Origin of the sequence: Microbacterium sp. NPDC056736 (genome assembly GCF_042790415.1) — a bacterium.
Lineage (GTDB): Bacteria > Actinomycetota > Actinomycetes > Actinomycetales > Microbacteriaceae > Microbacterium.
On sequence record NZ_JBHTZE010000002.1, the window covers coordinates 66,912 to 86,138 of the forward strand.

A 19,227-nucleotide genomic window follows, 5' to 3' on the forward strand; every position below is an offset into this window, starting at 1 on the left:
TGCGGGGAGCGTACCACCGCCCACGGGCCGTGCGAAGAGGCCGAGGCGCTCGCGGACGCGGGGCTCAGCGCGCGTAGCGCTCGACGAACGCGCGGAGGATGCGGCTCGGATGCGACACGGCCGCGCGTCGCACGGCCGACAGCGTCAGCTCCAGCTCGCCCGCGCCGAAGTAGCCGTGGCCGGCGTACGCGTGGATCCGCGTCGTGATCCCCTCGACGTCGAGCTCGGGGTGGAACTGCGTCGCGTAGACGTTCTCTCCCACCCGGAACATCTGCACCGGGCATCCCGGCGACGACCCCAGCAGCACGGCCGACGACGGCAGGCGCGTGATCGCCTCCTTGTGCCCGACGAACGCGTTGAACGTGGCGGGCATGCCGGCCAGCAGGGGATCGGATGCCCCCGCTTCGGTCACGGTCACCGGCACGACGCTGATCGGCTCGCCGTAGGTGCGGTCGATCACCGCGCCCTGATGAGCGCCCACGGTGCCCACGCCGTAGCAGGCGCCGAGGAACGGGAAGTCGCGCACCACCACCTCGTCGAGGAGGGTCTGGAACTCCGCCTCCACCCGTCGCTGGACCGGCGACTTCTTCTCGAAGGGGTCCGACGCGTTGAACGGCCCGCCGCCCACGAAGATGCCCGACAGCGCGTCGAGATCCAGCCGCGGCATGGGCCCGGCTTCGAGCCGTACCCGCACCAGCTGGTCGGGCGTGAGACCGGAGTAGCGCAGGAACAGCGCGTACTCCTCGTCGGCCGGCAGATCCTCGGCGCGCGTGGCGAGGAGGACGAACGGCTTCACCGCACCAGCCTACGTGGGCGCGGGAGCAGAGAATGACGGATGCCCCGACCCGGCGCGAGTCGCCGGGCCGAGGCATCCGCTCCCGATCGTCAGTCCCTGGTCTGGAACTGGTGGGTCCAGCTCGACTCGGCGCCGGTGTCGACCGCGAAGCCGGCCTTCGGCACGGCCGTCACGGTGACCTCGCTGCCGTCGGCGACCTCGTTCGGCCCCTTGGCGGCGAGTTCGCCGTCCAGGTAGACGTCGAACGCCGCGTCGGGCGCCACGACGACGAGGTCGGTGGCGGCGCCGCGGCGCTCGACGAACCTCGGCTCCTTCGGCGTCGCCGCCGTGGTGAGCACGGGCACGTTCGCGAAGTCCATGTCGCTCGCGAGGTAGTAGCTCGTGTACGACGGCTGGTTGTAGGTGGTGTTCTGGCGGGCCACCTCGGCGCGGTACTGCACGTCGTGCAGCAGCGTCGGCAGCTTGTGCGTCGTCACCTCGGTGCTGGTGAAGATGCGCAGCGCGCTCGAGTCGGCTGTGCGCACCAGCAGCTCCTCGCGCCAGTCGCCGAGCACGTCGGCCACGAGCGACGGGTTGCCCTTCGTGTAGTTGTTCGTGCGAGTGCCGTCGGCAGTCAGCAGGCGGCCGCGGGTCCAGTCGTCGATGGTCGGCGTCTGATCGATGCTGCCGTTCACGATCTGCGTCGTGAGGTCGGCCGCCCACCGGATCGACTGGTTCGTGCCGGGCGTGCTGCCCGGCTGCACGGACTCGCCCGTCGCGCTCAGGAGGCCCGAGCCCTCGCTGCCGTTCGGCATGCTCGCCCACACCTCGATGCCCGAGACGTCGGCCCGCACGTCGCCGATCATGCTGCGGCCCGTGTCGCGGCCGGAGTACGCCCCGAACAGGACCTCGCCGGTCGCGGCATCCCGCATCGCCGACCCGTAGGGCGCGTACGTGCCGCCCTCGTGCGCCGTCCAGATCTCGAGGCCGGGGCGGCTCGGGTCGATGTCGGTGACGTGCATGGCGTCGCCGTGGCCGAGGCGCACGTTCTCACCCGGTGCCGCGCTGCCCTCAGGCAGCACGTCGAACGAGCTGTACAGCAGTCCGCCGTCGTCGTCGATCGTCGCCGCGCCGTACACGATCTCGTGCTTGCCGTCGCCGTCGACATCGGCCGCGCTCAGCGAGTGGAAGCCCTGCGTCGTGATCGAGCCGTACACCGGATCGGTGCCGTCACGGCCGTGCGGCCCGTCGTTGAACGGGTTCGTCATGGGCACGTGGCCGCTGTCGACGAACCAGCGGGTGCTGAGGCTCTCGCCGTCCCAGTCGTACGCCGCGATCGTGGACCGCGTGTAGTAGCCGCGGGCGAAGATCGCCGACGGGTGCGTGCCGTCGAGGTACGCCACGCCCGCGAGGAACCGGTCGACCCGGTTGCCCGGCTCGATGCGCGACATCGCGTAGTCGCCCCACAGCAGGCCGTCGTCGCCGCGGCCCGGCTCGTAGCGGACGGTCTCGAGCTCTTCGCCGGTGGCCGAGTCGAAGACCGTCAGGTACTCCGGGCCGTCGACGATGAAGCCCTCGAACGTCGTGAGGTCGTTGCGGCCGCTGCGCGACGGCGCGTAGGTGGTGATGAAGTAGTCGACGAGCTCGGTGGCGGACTCGGTCGACAGCGGGTACTCGTGGGCGACCGGGATGCCGAACGCCTCCTCGAGCGTCGCCGGCCAGTTGCCCGCGACGACCTCGGGGTGCTCCGACCAGCCCTCGAACACCTCGATGAGGTGCTCGCGGTAGTCGGCGGCGCTCGTGCGGTAGTCGTCGGTGTGCGCGTACCCCGCGGCGAGGTCTTCGGCGAGCATCGTGATGGGGGCCGGCGTCTGGGCCGTTCCGTCGGCGTCGTACCGCGTGGAGGTCGTGCCCGGCGCCGTCTTCAGCATCGTCTCGGACCGGCCGTCGCCGTCGAAGTCGTAGACCATGAACTGCGTGTAGTGGGCGCCCGCGCGGATGTTGACGCCGAGGTCGATGCGGTTGAGCAGCGTGCCGTCGAGCTCGTACGTGTCGACGTACACCGGGCCGGTGTAGCCCTTCTGCGACACGTCCTTCGAGTTGGACGGGTCCCACTTGACCACGAACTCCAGCGCGCCGTCGCCGTCGACGTCGGCGACCGACGCGTCGTTGGCCGAGTAGGTGTACGCCTCGCCGACGGGGGTCACGCCGTCGGCGGGCTTCTGCAGCGGCAGGTCGTAGAACCCGTCGCCCCAGACCGACACCGGCGCCGACTGGTCGCCGGTGATGTCGTGCCACGCCGGCGCGACGGTGTACTCCGAGTCGGCGGTGCCGTCGGGGTCGGAGTAGTTCGTGCTGTCGTCGACCGTCGCGATGCGCTCGCCGTCGCGGAACACCGCGAACGACGGGCCGCTCACGCCCGTGTCGGTGGCGGGCCCCGCCTCGGTCCCGAGCAGCCGCCAGCTGAGGAAGACGCCCTCGCCGGTGGACACCGCGACCAGACCGCGGTCGAGCGCCTCGAGCTGCGGGGCGCTCGGAGCCTCCTCGGCCAGCGCCGGCTGCGCGAGGCCCAGGGTGAGTGCGCACGCGGCAGTGCCTGCCACGAGCGCGCGGACGGATGTTCTGCGGAGATTCATCGTCGAATCGTTCTCCCGAGTCAGTGGCCCGCGTGGGGTACGGACCGTCCATCGTGAAGACGCGAGGAATGCGTTTTCCCGAGCGACGTTAGTCACTGGACGCGGCCCGGTCAACCACCCTTTCGGGGAGATTGGAACGATTTAATGTGCCGGGCCGGTGCGGTCGCGTGCGTTGCCGGGGCACAGGATCGGAGGTTGTGCGCGGCACGCCGGGTCGCGGCATCCGTTCCCGGCGTGTCGGTCAGAACCTCCGATTCTGTGCACCGGGTGCGGGGTTCCTCCCCAGCGATGCGGAGTCGTCCGAGCGCTCACATATCCGACCGGATGCACAGAAGTCGGATGCCGCGACCGTGAGTCTGGCCGGATGTGCACCGCTGCCTCGCCCGCCGTCGTGACGTTCCGCGAACTCAGAGGATCCGGGCTGTCGCGGTCGAAGATCGCGGCCGCGGTGCGGGACGGCGTTCTCTCGTCGCCGCGGCGAGGAGTGTACGAACGCCTCGGCGTCTGTGACGAGGTCAAGGCCGCGACGGCCCATGGCGGCTGGATCGCGTGCGTGAGCGCCGCGCGCCACCACGGGCTCTGGGTGACCGACCATGACGACGGCCTGCACGTCGGACTTCGCGCCCACGGGCGCGCCTATGCCCACGACGACTGCTCGTGCGTCGTCCACTGGAGCGACGACGGCGCGAAGCGCAGCGCCTTCGGAGTGCCATCGATTCGAGCGGTGGTGCGGCAAGTGCTTCGATGCCAAGGGCTCGAGTCGTTCTTCGTGGTGCTGGAGTCCGCGCTCCGGTTGCGCAAGCTCTCGAGCGCCGACCTCGTGTGGCTTCGGCAGCACACGAATGCCGCGGCCCGGGACGCGATCGGATTCGCCCGTCGCGACGCCGACAGCGGCCTCGAGTCGTTGCTCCGATGGCGGCTGCGGCCGCATGGGCTCAGTGTGCGGACGCAACAGGCGATCACCTCGGTCGGCCGCGTGGACTTCGTGATCGGCGAGCGCCTGATCGTCGAGGTCGACGGCGCAGACAACCACGACGGCGAGTCGCACCGTCACAAGGACCTCGTCCGCGACGCCAACGCCGCGGCGTGGGGATACGTCACCCTCCGCTTCGACTACGCGATGGTCGTCCACGACTGGGACACGGTCGAGCTCGCCATCCTCGGACTCGTCGACCGCGGGCTCCACCGGGCGTGACCTCGTGTGCACAGCGTCGGAGGTCTTCGGCGACTCGCCGGGTGGCGGCATCCGTTCGCGGCGTGTCGGTCAGAACCTCCGATTGTGTGCCCCGCCGGCCCGCACGACGACGGATGCCTCGACCCGGCGAGACGGACTACGAGGCGTACGTCACCAGGCCGAGCTCCACCGGCGACACCAGCTGCGGGTGCGCCGGACGCACGCGGACCGTGTAGCCGAACGTGCCGGTCACCGTGAGGGGGAGCGTGGCCGTGAACGTCGTGACGCCGTCGACAGCGGCGCCCGGCGTGAGACGGTACACCGAGTGGTCGCGGTCGAGGGCGTCGTCCTCGTCGGTGCGTCCGTAGATCAGCTCCACCGCGACGTCGTCGGGCGACAGACCGTCCAGGCGCACGTCGGCGCGCACCTCGAGCGTGTCACCGGCCTGCGCCTGCTGCGGGATGCCCGTGCTGTCGACGCTCGCGATCGACACCCGGCTCCACGCCGCCTTCACGCGCGCGATGAACGCCGACACCGCGCGCGCCTCGGCGAAGTCGCCGGCGCGCAGGGCGACGTCGTGCTGAGCGGCGGGGACGTACAGGCGCTCGACGTAGTCGCGCACCATGCGGTCGCTCGTCGCCTTCTTGCCGAGGTCGGTCATCGTGTGGCGCACCATGCGCAGCCACGCCGTCGGGATGCCGCCCTCGCGGTCGTAGAACCGCGGCACGAGCTGGTGCTCGATGAGGTCGTACAGGGCGGCCGCCTCGGCGTCGTCGCGCTCCTCGTCGTTCGACGCGGTGTCGGCGCTCGGGATCGCCCAGCCGTTCTCGCCGTCGAACCACTCGTCCCACCAGCCGTCGAGGATCGAGAGGTTGAGCGCGCCGTTGAGCGCCGCCTTCATGCCGCTCGTGCCGCACGCCTCGAGCGGGCGCAGCGGGTTGTTGAGCCACACGTCGCAGCCCGGATACAGGTCCTTGGCGAGCGTGATGTCGTAGTCCGGCAGGAACACGATGCGCCCGCGCACCTTGGGGTCGCGGCTGAAGCGCACCAGCTGCTGGATCAGGATCTTGCCCGAGTCGTCGGCCGGGTGCGACTTGCCGCCGATCACGATCTGCACCGGCCGCTCGGGGTCGGTGAGCAGCTTCGTGAGGCGCTCCGGGTCGCGCAGCATCAGCGTCAGGCGCTTGTACGTCGGCACGCGGCGCGCGAAGCCGATCGTGAGCACCTCGGGGTCGAGGAGGTCCTCGACCCACGACGGTGCGCGGCCGCTGCCGTTGGTGACGGATGCCGCGACCCGCCGCCGCGCCTCGGCGACGAGCTCGCCCTTCATCTGCTGGCGGACGCCCCACAGCTCGGCGTCGGTGACGACGGCGTGGTCGGTCCAGTCGTGCGCGTCGGAGTGGGCGTCGCCCCACGCGCGCTCGCTCACGGACTTCAGCGCCGGGTGCACCCACGTCGGCGCGTGCACGCCGTTCGTGATCGAGGTGATGGGCACCTCGTCGGCGTCGACGCCGGGCCACAGCATCCCGAACATCCCACGGCTCACCTCGCCGTGCAGCACCGAGACGCCGTTGGCGTGCTGGCCCAGGCGCAGACCGAGCACGGCCATGTTGAAGACGCCCTGGTCGCCGCCCGCCCACGTCTCGAGCCCGAGCGCGATGGCGCGCCCGGCGTCGAGGTTCTGGAAGAGGCCGCTCGCGAGGTAGTCCGCGATGAGGTCGCGCGAGAAGCGGTCGATGCCCGCCGGCACCGGGGTGTGGGTGGTGAAGACCGTGCCCGCGCGCACCTGCGCGAGCGCCTGGTCGAAGTCCAGGCCGTCGTGGGTGATCAGCTCCGACATCCGCTCGAGGCCCTGGAACCCGGCGTGGCCCTCGTTCGTGTGGTAGACGTCGGGCGCGGGGCGGCCGGTGAGCTCCGACCACGCGCGCACGGCGCGGACGCCGCCGACGCCGAGCAGCAGCTCCTGCAGCAGGCGGTGCTCGCCGCCGCCGCCGTAGAGGCGGTCGGTCACGCGACGCATCTCGTCGGTGTTCGACGGGGTCTCGGAGTCGAGCAGCAGCAGCGGGATGCGGCCGATGTCGGCGACCCAGACGCGCGCGTGCAGGCGGCGGTCGGCCGGGAGGTCGAGTGCGATCTCGACCGGGGCTCCGCTGCGATCGCGCAGCAGCGTCAGGCCGAGGCCGTACGGGTCGAGCAGCGGATACGCCTCGCGCTGCCAGCCGTCGTCGCCGATCGACTGACGGAAGTAGCCGGCGCGGTAGAAGAGGCCGACGCCGGTCAGCGGCACGCCGAGGTCGGAGGCGCTCTTCAGGTGGTCGCCGGCGAGGATGCCGAGGCCGCCGGAGTACTGCGGCAGCGAGCCGTCGACGCCGAACTCGGGGGAGAAGTACGCGATGTGCGCCGGCTTGTCGCCCTCGAGGTGCTGGAACCAGCGGTCGCCGGTGAGGTACGCGGTGAGGCGCTCGTCCTCGGCGGCCACGCGGGCGACGAACTCGTCGTCGCGGGCGAGCTCGTCGAGGCGCTCCTGGCCGAGCGCCCCGAGCATGCGGGCCGGGTTGGCGCCGATCTCGTCCCACAGCTGCGGATCCATCGAGGCGAAGAGGGAGTGGGTCGCCCGGCTCCACGACCAGCGCCAGTTCGACGCGAGGCGGTCGAGCGGGGCGAGGGAGTCGGCGAGGACGGGGCGGACCGTGAACGTTCGGATGGCCTTCACGCGAGCGATTCTAGGGGTACAAGCTGGAAGCGCTTGCACCAGTTGCCGCTCGGACACCTCAGGATCGTGCAAGGGCTGTGCCCGTGACACGTCCGGCGCCAAATCGCAACGGAGCGGGCTCGCGCCGGGCGCCGGGTCTACGCTGACCGTATGGCCATCGCACGACTGCACGGAGGCCCGCTCGACGGGCAGCTCCTCCCGCTGGAAGACCCGGACCTCGACCGCATGATCGTCCCGTACAGCGAGACCCAGGTGGTCTACGAACGCCGAGGCGACCTCGAGCGCACGGGCGACCACGACGGGCCGACCGAGGCCGAGTTCTGGTTCGTCGAGGCCGAGGACGACATCGACCCCGACAGCGACCAGCCCCGTGAGCGCCGCTGACCCGTCCTCGCCCGACGACGCCGGTGCGACGCACTCGGTCGAGATCGAGTTGAAGTTCGACGTCGACGAGTCGACGCCGCTGCCCGACTGGTCCCCGCTGCCGGGCGTCGCGTCGGTCGGCGAGCCCGAGGTCCGCGAGCTCGACGCCGTCTACCTCGACAGCGACGACCTCGCCCTCGCGCACGCCGGGTACGCGGTGCGCCGGCGCACCGGCGGTCCCGACGAGGGCTGGCACATCAAGGGACCGCGTCACGGCGAAGGCGGACGCCTCGAGCAGCAGTGGCCGCTGGGCCCTGCGGACGAGATCCCGGATGCCGTCGCCGCCGCCCTCGCGTCGGTCGCCACCGTCCGCGAGCTGGCGCCGATCGCCCGCATCCGCAACAGACGGGTCGCCTACGCGCTGCGGGATGCCGACGGGGGAGTGGTCGCGGAGTTCGTCGACGACCACGTCGTCGCCACCGACGAGCGGGCCGGAACCGAGCGCACCTGGCGCGAATGGGAGTTCGAGCTCGGACCGGCGGCGCCCGAGCCGGGTCCCGACCGCCGGCGCCTCTTCGCCAAGGCGGGCAGCGCCGTGCTCGCCGCGGGCGGCCGGCCCGCGGCATCCGCCTCCAAGCTCGCCCGTACGCTCGGCTACTGAGCATGCGAGAAGCCCCGGAGCCGAACGGCTCCGGGGCTTTTCTGCGGCTGCTGCGCGGGATGCGTCTCGTCAGCGCGATCCGGCGCGCGTCAGAGGTTGATCATGTGGCCGGCGAGACCGTGGAAGGCCTCCTGCACGGCCTCCGACAGCGTCGGGTGCGTGTGGACGTTGCGCGCCGCCTCGAGGGCGGTGAGGTCCCACTTCTGGGCGAGCGTCAGCTCGGGCAGCAGCTCCGAGACGTCGGGGCCGATGAGGTGGCCGCCGAGCAACTCGAGGTGCTCGCCGTCGGCGATCAGCTTGACGAAGCCGATCGGCTCGCCGAGGCCGTTCGCCTTGCCGTTGGCCGAGAACGGGAACTTCGCGACCTTGACGTCGTAACCGGCGTCGCGGGCCTGCTGCTCGGTGAGCCCGAACGACGCGACCTGCGGCGAGCAGAACGTGGCGCGCGGCATCATGCGGTAGTCGCCGAGCGTCATGGTCTCGGCCTTGCCGATCGTCTCGGCGGCGACGACGCCCTGCGCCTCGGCCACGTGCGCCAGCTGCAGCTTGGCGGTGACGTCGCCGATCGCGTAGATGTGCGGCACGTTCGTGCGCATGTGGTCGTCGATGTCGATGGCGCCGCGGTCGGTGAGCTTGACGCCCGTGGTCTCCAGCCCGAAGCCCTCGACGTTCGGGGCGAAGCCGATCGACATCATGACCTTGTCGGCGTCGATCGACTGCGTCTCGCCGCCCGCCGCCGGGGTGTAGGTCACGGTGACGCGGTCGCCGTGGTCGGTGACCGTCTCGACCTTGGTCGAGGTGAGGATGTCGACGCCGTACTTCTTGTACTGCTTCGCGATCTCCTTCGACACGTCGGCGTCCTCGTTGGGGAGCGCCCGGTCGAGGAACTCGATGATCGTCACCTTGACGCCGTAGTTCACCATCACGAACGCGAACTCCATGCCGATGGCACCGGCGCCGACGATCACGATGGACTTCGGGAGGTCGCGGGCGAGGATCTGCTCCTCGTACGTCACGATGTTGCCGCCGAGCTGCACGCCCGGGAGGAGACGCACCCTGGAGCCGGTCGAGATGATCGCGTTGTCGAACGTGACGTCCTCGGTGGAGCCGTCGGCCTTGGTCACCCGCAGGGCGTTGGGGCCCGTGAACGAGCCTCGGCCCTCGTACTCGGTGACCTTGTTCTTCTTCATCAGGTAGTGGATGCCCTTGACGTGGGTCTCTGCCACCTTGCGGCTGCGGTCCCACGCGACGCCGAAGTCGAAGTGCACGTCACCCGAGATGCCGAACAGGTCGGCCTTGTGGTGGAACTGGTGCGCGAGGTCGGCGTTCTTCAGCAGAGCCTTCGAGGGGATGCAGCCGACGTTGAGGCAGACACCGCCCCAGTACTTCTCTTCGATGATCGCGACCGTGAGGCCGAGCTGAGCAGCGCGGACGGCCGCGACGTACCCGCCGGGACCCGCGCCGAGGATGGCGACGTCGTAGTGAGGCATGCTTCCAGCCTAGTGGGCGGCCGGGGGCTCGGAACCGGGCCCGGAGGCGCCTCCCGCCGCGCCGTCACCGGCCTCGCCGGGGCGTCCGTCGCGGCGCCCGCGGGCGACGAGGAGGTAGACGACGACGCCCGCGGCGGCGGCCGCGATGAGGCCGAACAGCACCCACGGCCACACCGCGGCGGCGTCGGCCGCGGCGTCTTCCGGGGCGACCGTGGGGGCGGTGCTCGGAGCCGGCGTCTCGTCGGGCGCGGCGGTCTCGGTCGGCGCGGGGGTGGCCGTCTCGGTCGGGGTGGGTGCGGCGGCCGCGACGGTGAACGAGTACTCGCCCGAGATGGGGTGTCCGTCGCTGGAGACGACCTTCCACAGCACGGTGACGGCACCGGATGCCTCACCCGCGAGGGGCTGGGTGAGCACGTTGTCGCTGACACTCGGCGAGCCGTCCACGAGCGTCGTGCCCGCGGCATCCGTCACTTCCACCACCGAGGCTCCCTCGTCGGCGGCGATCCCGGCGCTGAAGGTCAGCGTCAGCTGCGCGGGCAGGGCGTCGAGGGCGGCACCGGCGGCCGGGTCGCTGCCGATGAGGTCGTCGTGGGCCTGCGCGGGGGATGCCGCCGCCAGGGCGACGCCGAACGCCACGAGCAGTGCGGCGGCCAGCGCCGAGAGGCGCGCTCGGAGGGGCGTGTGAATTGCGAGTGACATCACCCGATCGAGCCTAACCGGCCCTTTGCTCCCGACCCTGAGAGGTCTAGCCTGGCCGCAGGCGGGTCACCTGCCCGCCATCCCCACGTTGGAAGGACGGCGGCGATGGACGCGATGATGATGGGCGCCATGTCGAAGGACATGATGTCGATGCCCGGCATGGAGACCATGGACATGTCGGTGATGCAGGCGTGTATGGACGCCTGCTCGGCCTGCGAGCAGGCATGCACGGTCTGCTCCACGCAGATGATGTCGTGCGCTCCGGCGTGCATGAACTGCGCCGACATGTGCAACACGATGATGCGCGCCATGATGCGCCCGCAGGGCATGACCCCGGCCGCCATGATGTCGATGCTCGACGCGTGCATCGCGATGTGCCAGGTCTGCATGGACGAGTGCATGGAGCACGCCGACCACAGCGAGGTCTGCAAGATGTGCGCGCAGTCGTGCCAGGCGTGCATGGACGCGTGCATGAAGATGCGCGAGTCGATGATGGCGATGGGCTGAGCCCGTCGCCTTCGTCATGACGGGCGCGGCGCGCCACGGACGCTGAGCCCGCGGGCCCGGTCGGTGCGAGGCGTCAGCCCTGGAGGACGTTGAACCGCGCCCCGCCGACGGCGAGCACGTGGTAGCGCTCGTGGAGCGCGACGGGGGTGCCCGCGGTCGCGACCGCTGCGGCCCCCGTGCCGTTCCACAGCGCGACAGCCGTGCCGTCGGCGACCGTGCGGATGATCACGAAGCCGGAGCGGGCGTCGGATGCCTCGACGATCGCGTCTGCCCATTCGGACGGCGTGGCCGACGCGAGGCGCGCCTGGATCAGGTGCAGCGCGTGGCCGGGCGCGAACGAGGAGCAGCTGTCGCCGTGGTCGCACATGCACGCCGCACGCTCACGCACCTCGAGGGGCGGGATGTGGCGGTGCTGGCTGGACACGATCGACTCCTTGGGTCGCTGAGCGGCTGAGGTTTCTGCCAGGCTAGGCGGGCATGCTTTTCATGGCATCTCAGGTGACACGTGGCGAAACATTGCGTGTACGAGTTCTTCCTGCGCGGCTGGGGCGGCACGGCGAAGCGAACCGGTGAAGGCCTCTTCCGAGGCTGGGGCGATCGGATAGGCTGAACAGACAAGAGGAGGAAACCGTGGAGCACGACCGCCGACCCGATGAGGGCGAGATCCGCCGCGCAGCCGGGGCCGACGCACGGGATTCCGACCGCGCATCCGACACGACCCAGACGTTCGGCCATGATTCCGATCTGTCGTTCGTCCCGTTCGGCAGCGAACTGGCAGACGCAGAGCTCGACGCGATCGATGCCCTGCCGTCCGGTGCCGCTCTGCTGCTCGTGCGTTCCGGACCCACCGCCGGCGCCCGCTACCTCCTCGACTCCGACGTGACCACCGTCGGGCGTCACCCCGAGGCCGACATCTTCTTCGACGACGTGACCGTCTCGCGTCGGCACGCGGAGATCACGCGCAACGGCACGTCGTTCGAGCTCGTCGACCAGCGCTCGCTGAACGGCACCTACGTCAACGGCGAGCGGGTCGACCGCGCCACGCTCACCAACGGCGCCGAAGTGCGGGTCGGCAAGTTCCGCCTCAACTTCTTCGTCTCACCGGCCGACCTTACGCAGGCAGCGGAGGCCTGATGCCCGCGGCATCCGCCCGTGAGCGGGCGTCGTCCGCGGGTCTTCTCAGCATCGGTCAGGTTCTCGCCCGGCTGTCGCCGGAGTTCCCGTCGCTGACCTCGAGCAAGCTGCGCTTCCTCGAGGTGCAGGGGATCGTGACGCCGCTTCGCACCGAATCCGGCTACCGCAAGTTCTCGCAGGACGACCTCGAGCGCCTGCGCCTCGCGCTCACGCTGCAACGCGACCACTACCTGCCGCTGTCGGTGATCCGCGAGTACCTCGAGGACGTCGACGCCGGACGCGACCCGGCGACCCCGACTGCCGTGCCGCCGCCGTCGATCGTGCCCGCACCGCGCCGGTACCGCCGCGAGGAACTGCTCTCCGCCGCGGGCGCCGCGCCGCAGCTGCTCAACGACGCCATCAGCACCGGGATCCTCGCGGGAGCCGAGAGCTACACCGAGCAGTCGGTCACGCTGCTGCGCGCCCTCGTGGCGCTGGACCGTCACGGCATCGAGCCGCGGCACGTCAGGGCCCTGCGCCAGAGCGCGGAGCGCGACGTCGCGCTCGTCGAGTCGGCTCTCGCTCCGCTGCTGCGCCGGACGGATGCCTCGTCCCGGGGCCGCGCCGGCGAGCTCGCGCCCGAGCTCGTCCGCCGGCTCGACGACGTGCGGGCCATGTTCGTGCGCAGCGCGCTGGATCGCATGCTCTCTTGACGCCCACGCGACGGACGTCGCCGGCCGGAGCCGCGCGACACGCCGACCTCCGAACAGCGGATGTCGTTGCCGCGAGGGGGAGGCTGATCTAGCGTTGAGGTATTCGATCCGGAGGGGGGAACGAGCATGACCGGAGATGCTGCTGAAGGCGAGCGTTTCGGTGCAGACCTCCTCTTCACGGACGGCCTGCCGGCGATGGACGACGAGGTCGGGTACCGCGGGGCGGTCGCAGCCCGCGCCGCCGGCATCACGTACCGTCAGCTCGACTACTGGGCCCGCACCGAACTGGTCGAGCCGACCGTGCGCGGCGCGAGCGGCTCCGGGTCGCAGCGTCTGTACGGCTTCCGCGACATCCTCGTGCTCAAGCTCGTCAAGCGTCTGCTCGACACCGGGATCTCGCTCCAGCAGATCCGCACCGCCGTCGACCAGCTCCGTGCCGCCGGCATCCGCGATCTCGCCGGCACGACCCTCATGAGCGACGGCGCGTCCGTCTACCTGTGCACGTCCAACGACGAGGTCATCGACCTCGTCAGCCGGGGCCAGGGCGTCTTCGGCATCGCCGTCGGCAAGGTGCTGCGCGAGGTCGAGTCCGAGCTCGTCGAGTTCGAGGTCGAGAAGCCCGACGCCATGGACGAGCTCGCGGTGCGCCGCGCCGCCCGCACCGCCTGACGCGCGACGGCCCGGCTCAGCCGCGCACCGCTTCGACGCCGGCGGTCGCCGATGCGCCGACGGTGAGCGCCTGAGCGAGATCGGCGATGAGGTCGGCGGGGTCCTCCAGTCCGATCGACAGCCGCACGAGCGCATCCGAGGGCTTGGCCTCCGACGCGACGGGGCGGTGGGTGAGCGCCGCGGGGTGCTGGATGAGCGAGTCCACGCTGCCGAGCGACACCGCGTGGGTGAACAGGCGGACGGATGCCGTGAGCGCGGCCGCCGCATCGAAGCCCTCGGCCAGTTCGATCGCGATCATCGCGCCCGGGCCGTCCTGCTGCGTCCCGACCAGCCCGAGCGGGTCGCTGGAAGAGAACCCGGGGAAGTGCACGCGCGAGACATCGGGGCGCGTCGTGAGCCACTCCGCCACCGTGCGGGCACCCGCCTGCTGCGCGCGCATCCGCACCGGCAGCGTCGCGAGTCCCCGGTGCAGGAGGTAGGCCGCGAGGGGATGCATGATCGCGCCGGTGATGGCGCGGGTGCGGCGAAGAGCTGCGGCCGTCCGCGCGTCGCAGGCGACCACGCCGCCCACCACGTCGCCGTGCCCGCCGAGGTACTTCGTCGCGCTGTGCAGCGAGAGCGATGCGCCGAGGTCGAGCGGCCGCTGCAGCACCGGCGTCGCGAACGTGTTGTCGACGAGCACCGGCACCGAGCCCGCCGCGGCCACGACGGCGGCGATGTCGACGAGGTCCAGCGTCGGGTTCGCCGGCGTCTCGAGCACGACGAGCGCGGTGTCGCGGCGGACGGCGGAGGCGACGGCATCCGGAGCGCAGTACGTCGTCTCGACGTCGAGCAGGCCCGACGCCAGCAGGTGGTCGGTGCCGCCGTAGAGCGGGCGGACGGCGACGATGTGCCGGCGCTTCGACTCGTGCGCCATCGCGAGGATCACCGCGGTGACGGCCGCCATCCCCGACGAGAACGCCACGGCCTCCTCCGCGTGCTCGAGTCGTGCGAGCGCCTCCTCGAACCGGGCGACCGTCGGGTTCCACAGTCGGGCATAGACGTGGGACCCGCCCTCGAACGGATGCCCGCCGGTCGCGAGCACCTCGTACGACATGCCGCCGAGCTCGATGCCGGGAAGAGGGTTCGTCGACGAGAGGTCGAGGGGGAGGGCGTGGACGCCGAGGCTCGCGAGGTCTTCGCGGCCGGCGTGCACGGCAAGGCTGTCGGGGTGCAACGTCATCGGTGCCATGGCGATATGGTCAGCGAGTTCGCCGCGAAAGGCAAATCGTGTTCAGCGCAGCGTGCACAAAGCGTGCAGACTGATCATCTGCTGAGCAGACTGATCAGCAGACGGATGCCGCGGGCCGCAGCATCCGTGCTGGGGATGGTCAGGAGCGGGTGTCCTCGGGGACCGGGATGCGGCCGGTGCGCATGACGCGGTCGAGCAGCGAGTCGAAGTCGGCCGCGAGCTCCTGCGCGGAATCGCCGGGCCAGATGTGCAGGGGCTTCGCGGCGCCCTGCGCCTGCTGCAGCGACGTCCGCTCGGGCAGCTGCGGCGAGAGCACCAGCGGGCCGAACATGTCGCGCAGCTCCTTGATGCGGAACTGGTGCTCGATGGACTGCGGGCGCACGCGGTTGACCACGATGCCCAGCGGCTGCAGACGGGGGGAGAGGCCGCGGCGGATCTCCTCGATGGCGCGCAGGGCGCGGTCGGCGGCGGCCACCGAGAACAGGCCCGGCTCGGTGACGACGATCACGCGGTCGGAGGCCGCCCAGGCCGTGCGCGTCAGCGCGTTGAGTGACGGGGCGCAATCGATCAGCACGAGGTCGTAGTCGGCCTCGATGGTCGCCAGGGCCTCTTCGAGCTTCCAGACGTCGCGCACGCTCGGGTGCGGGCCGTCGAAGTTGATCGCGGACGGGCTGCCGATCAGCACGTCGATCGTGCCGGGATGCACCTTGGCCCAGCCGCTGGAGGTGATGGCCTGGCGGACCGTCTTCTCTTTGGGATTCCCGAGGACGTCGGCGACGTTGAGGCGCCCGGCGACCTGGATGTCCATGCCCGTCGAGACGTCGGACTGCGGGTCGAGGTCGACGACGAGCGTGCGGACCCCGCGGGCGAAAGCCGCCGACGCGAGTCCGAGAGTCACGGTCGTCTTGCCGACTCCACCCTTGAGCGAGCTGACGGATAGGACGTGCACAAGGCACCACGTTACCGTCCCCTAGGCTGAGAGCACACTCAGCCTGATTATTCAGGGGCCCGCCTGCGTCGCCGCACACGGAGGTCGAATGTTCCGCAAGATCCTGGTCGCGAACCGAGGCGAGATCGCCATCCGCGCATTCCGCGCGGCCTACGAGCTCGGAGCCCGCACCGTCGCGGTGTTCCCCTTCGAGGATCGCGGGTCTCTGCACCGCCAGAAGGCCGACGAATCGTACGAGATCGGCGAGAAGGGGCATCCCGTCCGCGCCTATCTCGACGTGGACGAGATCGTGCGGGTCGCCAAGGAGGCCGGCGCCGACGCCATCTACCCGGGCTACGGCTTCCTCTCGGAGAACCCCGAGCTCGCCGAGAAGGCCGCCGCGAACGGGATCGCCTTCATCGGACCCCCGTCCCACGTGCTGGAGATGGCGGGCAACAAGGTCACCGCGAAGCAGCACGCCATCGCCGCCGGCGTGCCGGTGCTGCGCTCGACCGAGGCATCCGACGACGTCGACGAGCTGCTCGGCCAGGCCGACGACATCGGATTCCCCATCTTCGTCAAGGCTGTCGCCGGAGGCGGCGGGCGCGGCATGCGCCGCGTCGAGCGGCCCGAGGAGCTCGCACCCGCCCTCGCCGAGGCCATGCGCGAGGCGGGCAGCGCGTTCGGCGACGCCCGCGTCTTCCTCGAGCAGGCGGTGCAGCGGCCGCGGCACGTGGAGGTGCAGGTGCTCGCCGACGGCACGGGCGAGACCGTCCATCTCTTCGAGCGCGACTGCTCGGTGCAGCGCCGTCACCAGAAGGTGATCGAGATCGCGCCCGCGCCGAACCTCGACCCCGCTGTGCGCGACGCGCTCCACGGGTACGCGGTGGCGTTCGCGCGCTCCATCGGCTACGAGAACGCCGGAACCGTCGAGTTCCTGCTCGAGACGGCCGGTCCGCGCACCGGCGAGGTCGTCTTCATCGAGATGAACCCGCGCATCCAGGTGGAGCACACCGTCACCGAAGAGGTGACGGACGTCGACCTCGTACAGTCGCAGATCCGCATCGCGGCGGGGGAGACCCTCGCCGACCTCGGCCTGACCCAGGACCGCATCCAGCTGCGCGGCGCGGCACTGCAGTGCCGCATCACCACGGAGGACCCGGCGCAGGGCTTCCGCCCCGACACCGGGCGCATCACCACGTACCGCTCGCCCGGCGGCGCCGGTATCCGCCTCGACGGCGGCACCACGGCCGCCGGCTCGCAGATCAGCCCGCACTTCGACTCGATGCTCGCGAAGCTCACCTGCCGGGCACGGGACTTCCCCGCCGCCGTCGCGCGTGCGCGCCGGGCGCTGGCGGAGTTCCGCATCCGCGGCGTCGCGACCAACATCCCGTTCCTCCGCGCGGTGCTCGACGACCCGGCGTTCGTCGCGGGGGACGTCAGCACCTCCTTCATCGACGAACGGCCCGCGCTGCTCACGAGCAACCCGTCGCGCGACCGTGCGACGAAGCTGCTGAACTGGCTGGGCGACGTCACGGTCAACCGCCCGTATGGTGAGAAGCCGCTGTCGGTGTCGCCGGGCAGCAAGCTGCCCGAGATCGACCTCGCCTCGGCCCCGCCCGCAGGCACGCTCGACCGCCTGCGCGAGCTCGGGCCGGAGGGCTTCGCGAAGGCGCTGCGCGAGCAGCGCAGCCTCGCGGTCACCGAGACCACCTTCCGCGACGCGCACCAGTCGCTGCTGGCCACCCGCGTGCGCACGCGCGACCTCGTGCGCGTCGGGCCGCACGTCTCGCGCATGACGCCGCAGCTGCTGTCGGTCGAGGCGTGGGGCGGTGCGACCTACGACGTCGCGCTGCGCTTCCTCGCGGAGGACCCGTGGGAGCGCCTGGAGGCCCTGCGCACCGCGATGCCCAACATCCCGATCCAGATGCTGCTGCGTGGCAGGAACACGGTGGGATACACCCCTCGGCCGGTCGAGGTGACGGACGCCTTCGTGCGCGAAGCCGCGGCCACGGGGGTCGACATCTTCCGCATCTTCGACGCGCTCAACGACGTGTCGCAGATGCGGCCCGCCATCGACGCGGTGCGCTCGACCGGCACCGCGCTGGCCGAAGTCGCCCTGTGCTACACCGCCGACCTGCTCGACCCGTCGGAGAAGCTGTACACGCTCGACTACTACCTGCGCCTGGCCGAGCAGATCGTGCAGTCGGGGGCGCACATCCTCGCCATCAAGGACATGGCCGGGCTCGTCCGGCCGGCAGCGGCGGCGAAGCTCGTCAGCGCGCTGCGCGAGAACTTCGACCTGCCGGTGCACCTGCACACCCACGACACCGCGGGCGGCCAGCTCGCGACGCTGCTGGCGGCGAGTGCCGCGGGAGTGGATGCGGTGGATGCCGCGGCTGCGCCCATGTCGGGAACCACGAGCCAGCCGTCGCTCTCGGCCCTCGTCGCGGCGCTCGCGCACACCGACCGCGACACCGGGCTCGACCTCCAGGCCGTCAGCGACCTGGAGCCGTACTGGGAGGCCGTCCGGCAGCTCTACCGGCCGTTCGAGTCGGGCCTTCCCGCGCCGACGGGCCGCGTGTACCACCACGAGATCCCCGGCGGTCAGCTCTCCAACCTGCGCCAGCAGGCGATCGCGCTGGGGCTGGCCGACGACTTCGAGCTCATCGAGGACATGTACGCCGCGGCCGACCGCATCCTCGGGCGCATCCCGAAGGTGACGCCGTCGTCGAAGGTCGTCGGCGACCTCGCGCTCGCCCTCGTCGCGGTGCGCGCGGACCCCGCGGACTTCGAGGCGAACCCCCAGGGCTACGACATCCCGGACTCCGTCGTCGGCTTCATGGCGGGCGAGCTGGGCGACCTGCCGGGCGGCTGGCCCGAGCCCTTCCGCACGAAGGTGCTCGAGGGGCGCACGATCTCGATCGACGTGCCGCCGCTGACCGACGAGGAGCGCGACGGCCTGGCCGGAGACGCGGCGAGCCGCCGGCGCACCCTCAACCGGCTGCTGTTCCCCGGCCCTGCCCGTGAGTTCGAGAAGAACCGCGAGACCTACGGCGATCTCACCGCGCTCGGCACCCCCGACTACCTGTACGGCCTCAAGCCCGGCGAGGAGCACGTCGCCGAGATCGACCCCGGCGTGCAGCTGTACGTCGGACTCGAGGCGATCGGTGAAGCCGACGACAAGGGCATCCGCACCGTCATGACGACGCTCAACGGCCAGCTGCGGCCGGTCTTCGTCCGCGATCGCAGCATCAAGGTCGAGACGCGTCAGGCGGAGAGGGCCGACACGTCGAAGCCGGGGCAGGTCGCCGCGCCGTTCTCTGGCGTCGTCACCCTCAAGACGGGCGTCGGCGACAAGGTCTCGGCGGGTCAGCCGGTCGCGTCGATCGAGGCGATGAAGATGGAGGCGGCCATCACCGCACCCATCGACGGGGTCATCGAGCGCCTCGCGATCGCCGAGACGACGCAGGTCGATGCCGGCGACCTTTTGGTCGTGATCCGCCCCTCGCAGTAGCCTGGAAGGCGGCATATGCCCGTATGCGCCGTTCCGCC

General features: G+C 71.1%; 16 protein-coding genes. 8 read left to right on the forward strand and 8 right to left on the reverse strand.

What is annotated here, in order from left to right:
• Window positions 1–64: 64 nt before the first annotated feature.
• Complete coding sequence (locus tag ACFRAL_RS04820; protein WP_378880409.1) at window positions 65–796, reverse strand: glutamine amidotransferase; 732 nt, start codon at window positions 794–796, stop codon at window positions 65–67.
• Window positions 797–885: 89 nt separating this feature from the next.
• The gene (locus ACFRAL_RS04825; RefSeq protein ID WP_378880412.1) at window positions 886–3,411 is read right to left on the reverse strand and encodes a rhamnogalacturonan lyase; all 2,526 of its coding nucleotides are present in this window, start codon (window positions 3,409–3,411) and stop codon (window positions 886–888) included.
• Between the two features lie 364 nt (window positions 3,412–3,775).
• On the opposite strand from ACFRAL_RS04825, the gene ACFRAL_RS04830 reads away from it, so the two are divergent.
• Entirely contained in the window at window positions 3,776–4,606 is an 831-nt protein-coding gene (locus ACFRAL_RS04830; protein WP_378880415.1) for a DUF559 domain-containing protein, read from the forward strand.
• 136 nt (window positions 4,607–4,742) lie between these two features.
• Here the strand turns inward: ACFRAL_RS04830 and glgP are convergent, their stop codons facing one another.
• Window positions 4,743–7,298: an alpha-glucan family phosphorylase gene (glgP, locus tag ACFRAL_RS04835; protein ID WP_378880418.1), complete on the reverse strand. Its 2,556-nt coding sequence runs from the start codon at window positions 7,296–7,298 to the stop codon at window positions 4,743–4,745.
• 150 nt (window positions 7,299–7,448) lie between these two features.
• On the opposite strand from glgP, the gene ACFRAL_RS04840 reads away from it, so the two are divergent.
• Entirely contained in the window at window positions 7,449–7,682 is a 234-nt protein-coding gene (locus ACFRAL_RS04840; protein ID WP_336397760.1) for a response regulator, read from the forward strand.
• Window positions 7,669–8,322 (forward strand): CYTH domain-containing protein, encoded by a 654-nt coding sequence (locus tag ACFRAL_RS04845; protein ID WP_378880421.1) that lies wholly within the window; start codon window positions 7,669–7,671, stop codon window positions 8,320–8,322. Before ACFRAL_RS04840 ends, ACFRAL_RS04845 begins: the two co-directional genes overlap by 14 nt.
• An 89-nt stretch (window positions 8,323–8,411) precedes the next feature.
• On the opposite strand, the gene lpdA is transcribed toward ACFRAL_RS04845, so the two are convergent.
• Window positions 8,412–9,812: a dihydrolipoyl dehydrogenase gene (gene lpdA, locus ACFRAL_RS04850; RefSeq protein WP_336397762.1), complete on the reverse strand. Its 1,401-nt coding sequence runs from the start codon at window positions 9,810–9,812 to the stop codon at window positions 8,412–8,414.
• Window positions 9,813–9,821: 9 nt separating this feature from the next.
• Entirely contained in the window at window positions 9,822–10,511 is a 690-nt protein-coding gene (locus tag ACFRAL_RS04855) for a copper resistance protein CopC (RefSeq protein WP_378880426.1), read from the reverse strand.
• A 105-nt stretch (window positions 10,512–10,616) separates the two neighbouring features.
• Here ACFRAL_RS04855 and ACFRAL_RS04860 point away from each other — a divergent pair, with 105 nt between their 5' ends.
• Window positions 10,617–11,018, forward strand: coding sequence for a hypothetical protein (locus ACFRAL_RS04860; protein WP_336397764.1), 402 nt, complete (start codon window positions 10,617–10,619; stop codon window positions 11,016–11,018).
• A 73-nt stretch (window positions 11,019–11,091) separates the two neighbouring features.
• On the opposite strand, the gene ACFRAL_RS04865 is transcribed toward ACFRAL_RS04860, so the two are convergent.
• Window positions 11,092–11,442, reverse strand: a complete 351-nt coding sequence (locus ACFRAL_RS04865; protein ID WP_378880429.1) for a hypothetical protein — start codon at window positions 11,440–11,442, stop codon at window positions 11,092–11,094.
• 206 nt (window positions 11,443–11,648) lie between these two features.
• On the opposite strand from ACFRAL_RS04865, the gene ACFRAL_RS04870 reads away from it, so the two are divergent.
• From ACFRAL_RS04870 to ACFRAL_RS04880, 3 genes are all read left to right on the forward strand, one after another.
• A complete protein-coding gene (locus ACFRAL_RS04870) occupies window positions 11,649–12,152 on the forward strand; it encodes an FHA domain-containing protein (RefSeq protein ID WP_336397766.1) in 504 nt (167 codons plus the stop codon).
• Window positions 12,152–12,844: a MerR family transcriptional regulator gene (locus ACFRAL_RS04875; RefSeq protein WP_336397767.1), complete on the forward strand. Its 693-nt coding sequence runs from the start codon at window positions 12,152–12,154 to the stop codon at window positions 12,842–12,844. Before ACFRAL_RS04870 ends, ACFRAL_RS04875 begins: the two co-directional genes overlap by 1 nt.
• 126 nt (window positions 12,845–12,970) lie before the next feature.
• Window positions 12,971–13,513, forward strand: a complete 543-nt coding sequence (locus ACFRAL_RS04880) for a MerR family transcriptional regulator (RefSeq protein ID WP_336397768.1) — start codon at window positions 12,971–12,973, stop codon at window positions 13,511–13,513.
• A gap of 16 nt (window positions 13,514–13,529) precedes the next feature.
• On the opposite strand, the gene ACFRAL_RS04885 is transcribed toward ACFRAL_RS04880, so the two are convergent.
• Window positions 13,530–14,744, reverse strand: coding sequence for a trans-sulfuration enzyme family protein (locus ACFRAL_RS04885; protein WP_378880434.1), 1,215 nt, complete (start codon window positions 14,742–14,744; stop codon window positions 13,530–13,532).
• A gap of 139 nt (window positions 14,745–14,883) precedes the next feature.
• Complete coding sequence (locus tag ACFRAL_RS04890) at window positions 14,884–15,693, reverse strand: ParA family protein (protein ID WP_336397769.1); 810 nt, start codon at window positions 15,691–15,693, stop codon at window positions 14,884–14,886.
• An 88-nt stretch (window positions 15,694–15,781) separates the two neighbouring features.
• Between ACFRAL_RS04890 and ACFRAL_RS04895 the strand changes: the two genes are divergently transcribed.
• Window positions 15,782–19,189 carry a pyruvate carboxylase gene (locus ACFRAL_RS04895; protein WP_378880438.1) on the forward strand — a complete coding sequence of 1,136 codons (3,408 nt, stop codon included), beginning with the start codon at window positions 15,782–15,784 and terminating at the stop codon, window positions 19,187–19,189.
• The last annotated feature ends 38 nt before the right edge of the window (window positions 19,190–19,227 follow it).

Excerpts from the sequence above, each read along its gene's own strand:
- ACFRAL_RS04825 (WP_378880412.1), bottom strand. The coding sequence starts at position 3,411 with ATGAATCTCCGCAGAACATCCGTCCGCGCGCTCGTGGCAGGCACTGCC.
- ACFRAL_RS04830 (WP_378880415.1), top strand. The coding sequence starts at position 3,776 with ATGTGCACCGCTGCCTCGCCCGCCGTCGTGACGTTCCGCGAACTCAGA.
- ACFRAL_RS04840 (WP_336397760.1), top strand. The coding sequence starts at position 7,449 with ATGGCCATCGCACGACTGCACGGAGGCCCGCTCGACGGGCAGCTCCTC.
- lpdA (WP_336397762.1), bottom strand. The coding sequence starts at position 9,812 with ATGCCTCACTACGACGTCGCCATCCTCGGCGCGGGTCCCGGCGGGTAC.
- ACFRAL_RS04855 (WP_378880426.1), bottom strand. The coding sequence starts at position 10,511 with ATGTCACTCGCAATTCACACGCCCCTCCGAGCGCGCCTCTCGGCGCTG.
- ACFRAL_RS04860 (WP_336397764.1), top strand. The coding sequence starts at position 10,617 with ATGGACGCGATGATGATGGGCGCCATGTCGAAGGACATGATGTCGATG.
- ACFRAL_RS04875 (WP_336397767.1), top strand. The coding sequence starts at position 12,152 with ATGCCCGCGGCATCCGCCCGTGAGCGGGCGTCGTCCGCGGGTCTTCTC.
- ACFRAL_RS04880 (WP_336397768.1), top strand. The coding sequence starts at position 12,971 with ATGACCGGAGATGCTGCTGAAGGCGAGCGTTTCGGTGCAGACCTCCTC.
- ACFRAL_RS04885 (WP_378880434.1), bottom strand. The coding sequence starts at position 14,744 with ATGGCACCGATGACGTTGCACCCCGACAGCCTTGCCGTGCACGCCGGC.
- ACFRAL_RS04895 (WP_378880438.1), top strand. The coding sequence starts at position 15,782 with ATGTTCCGCAAGATCCTGGTCGCGAACCGAGGCGAGATCGCCATCCGC.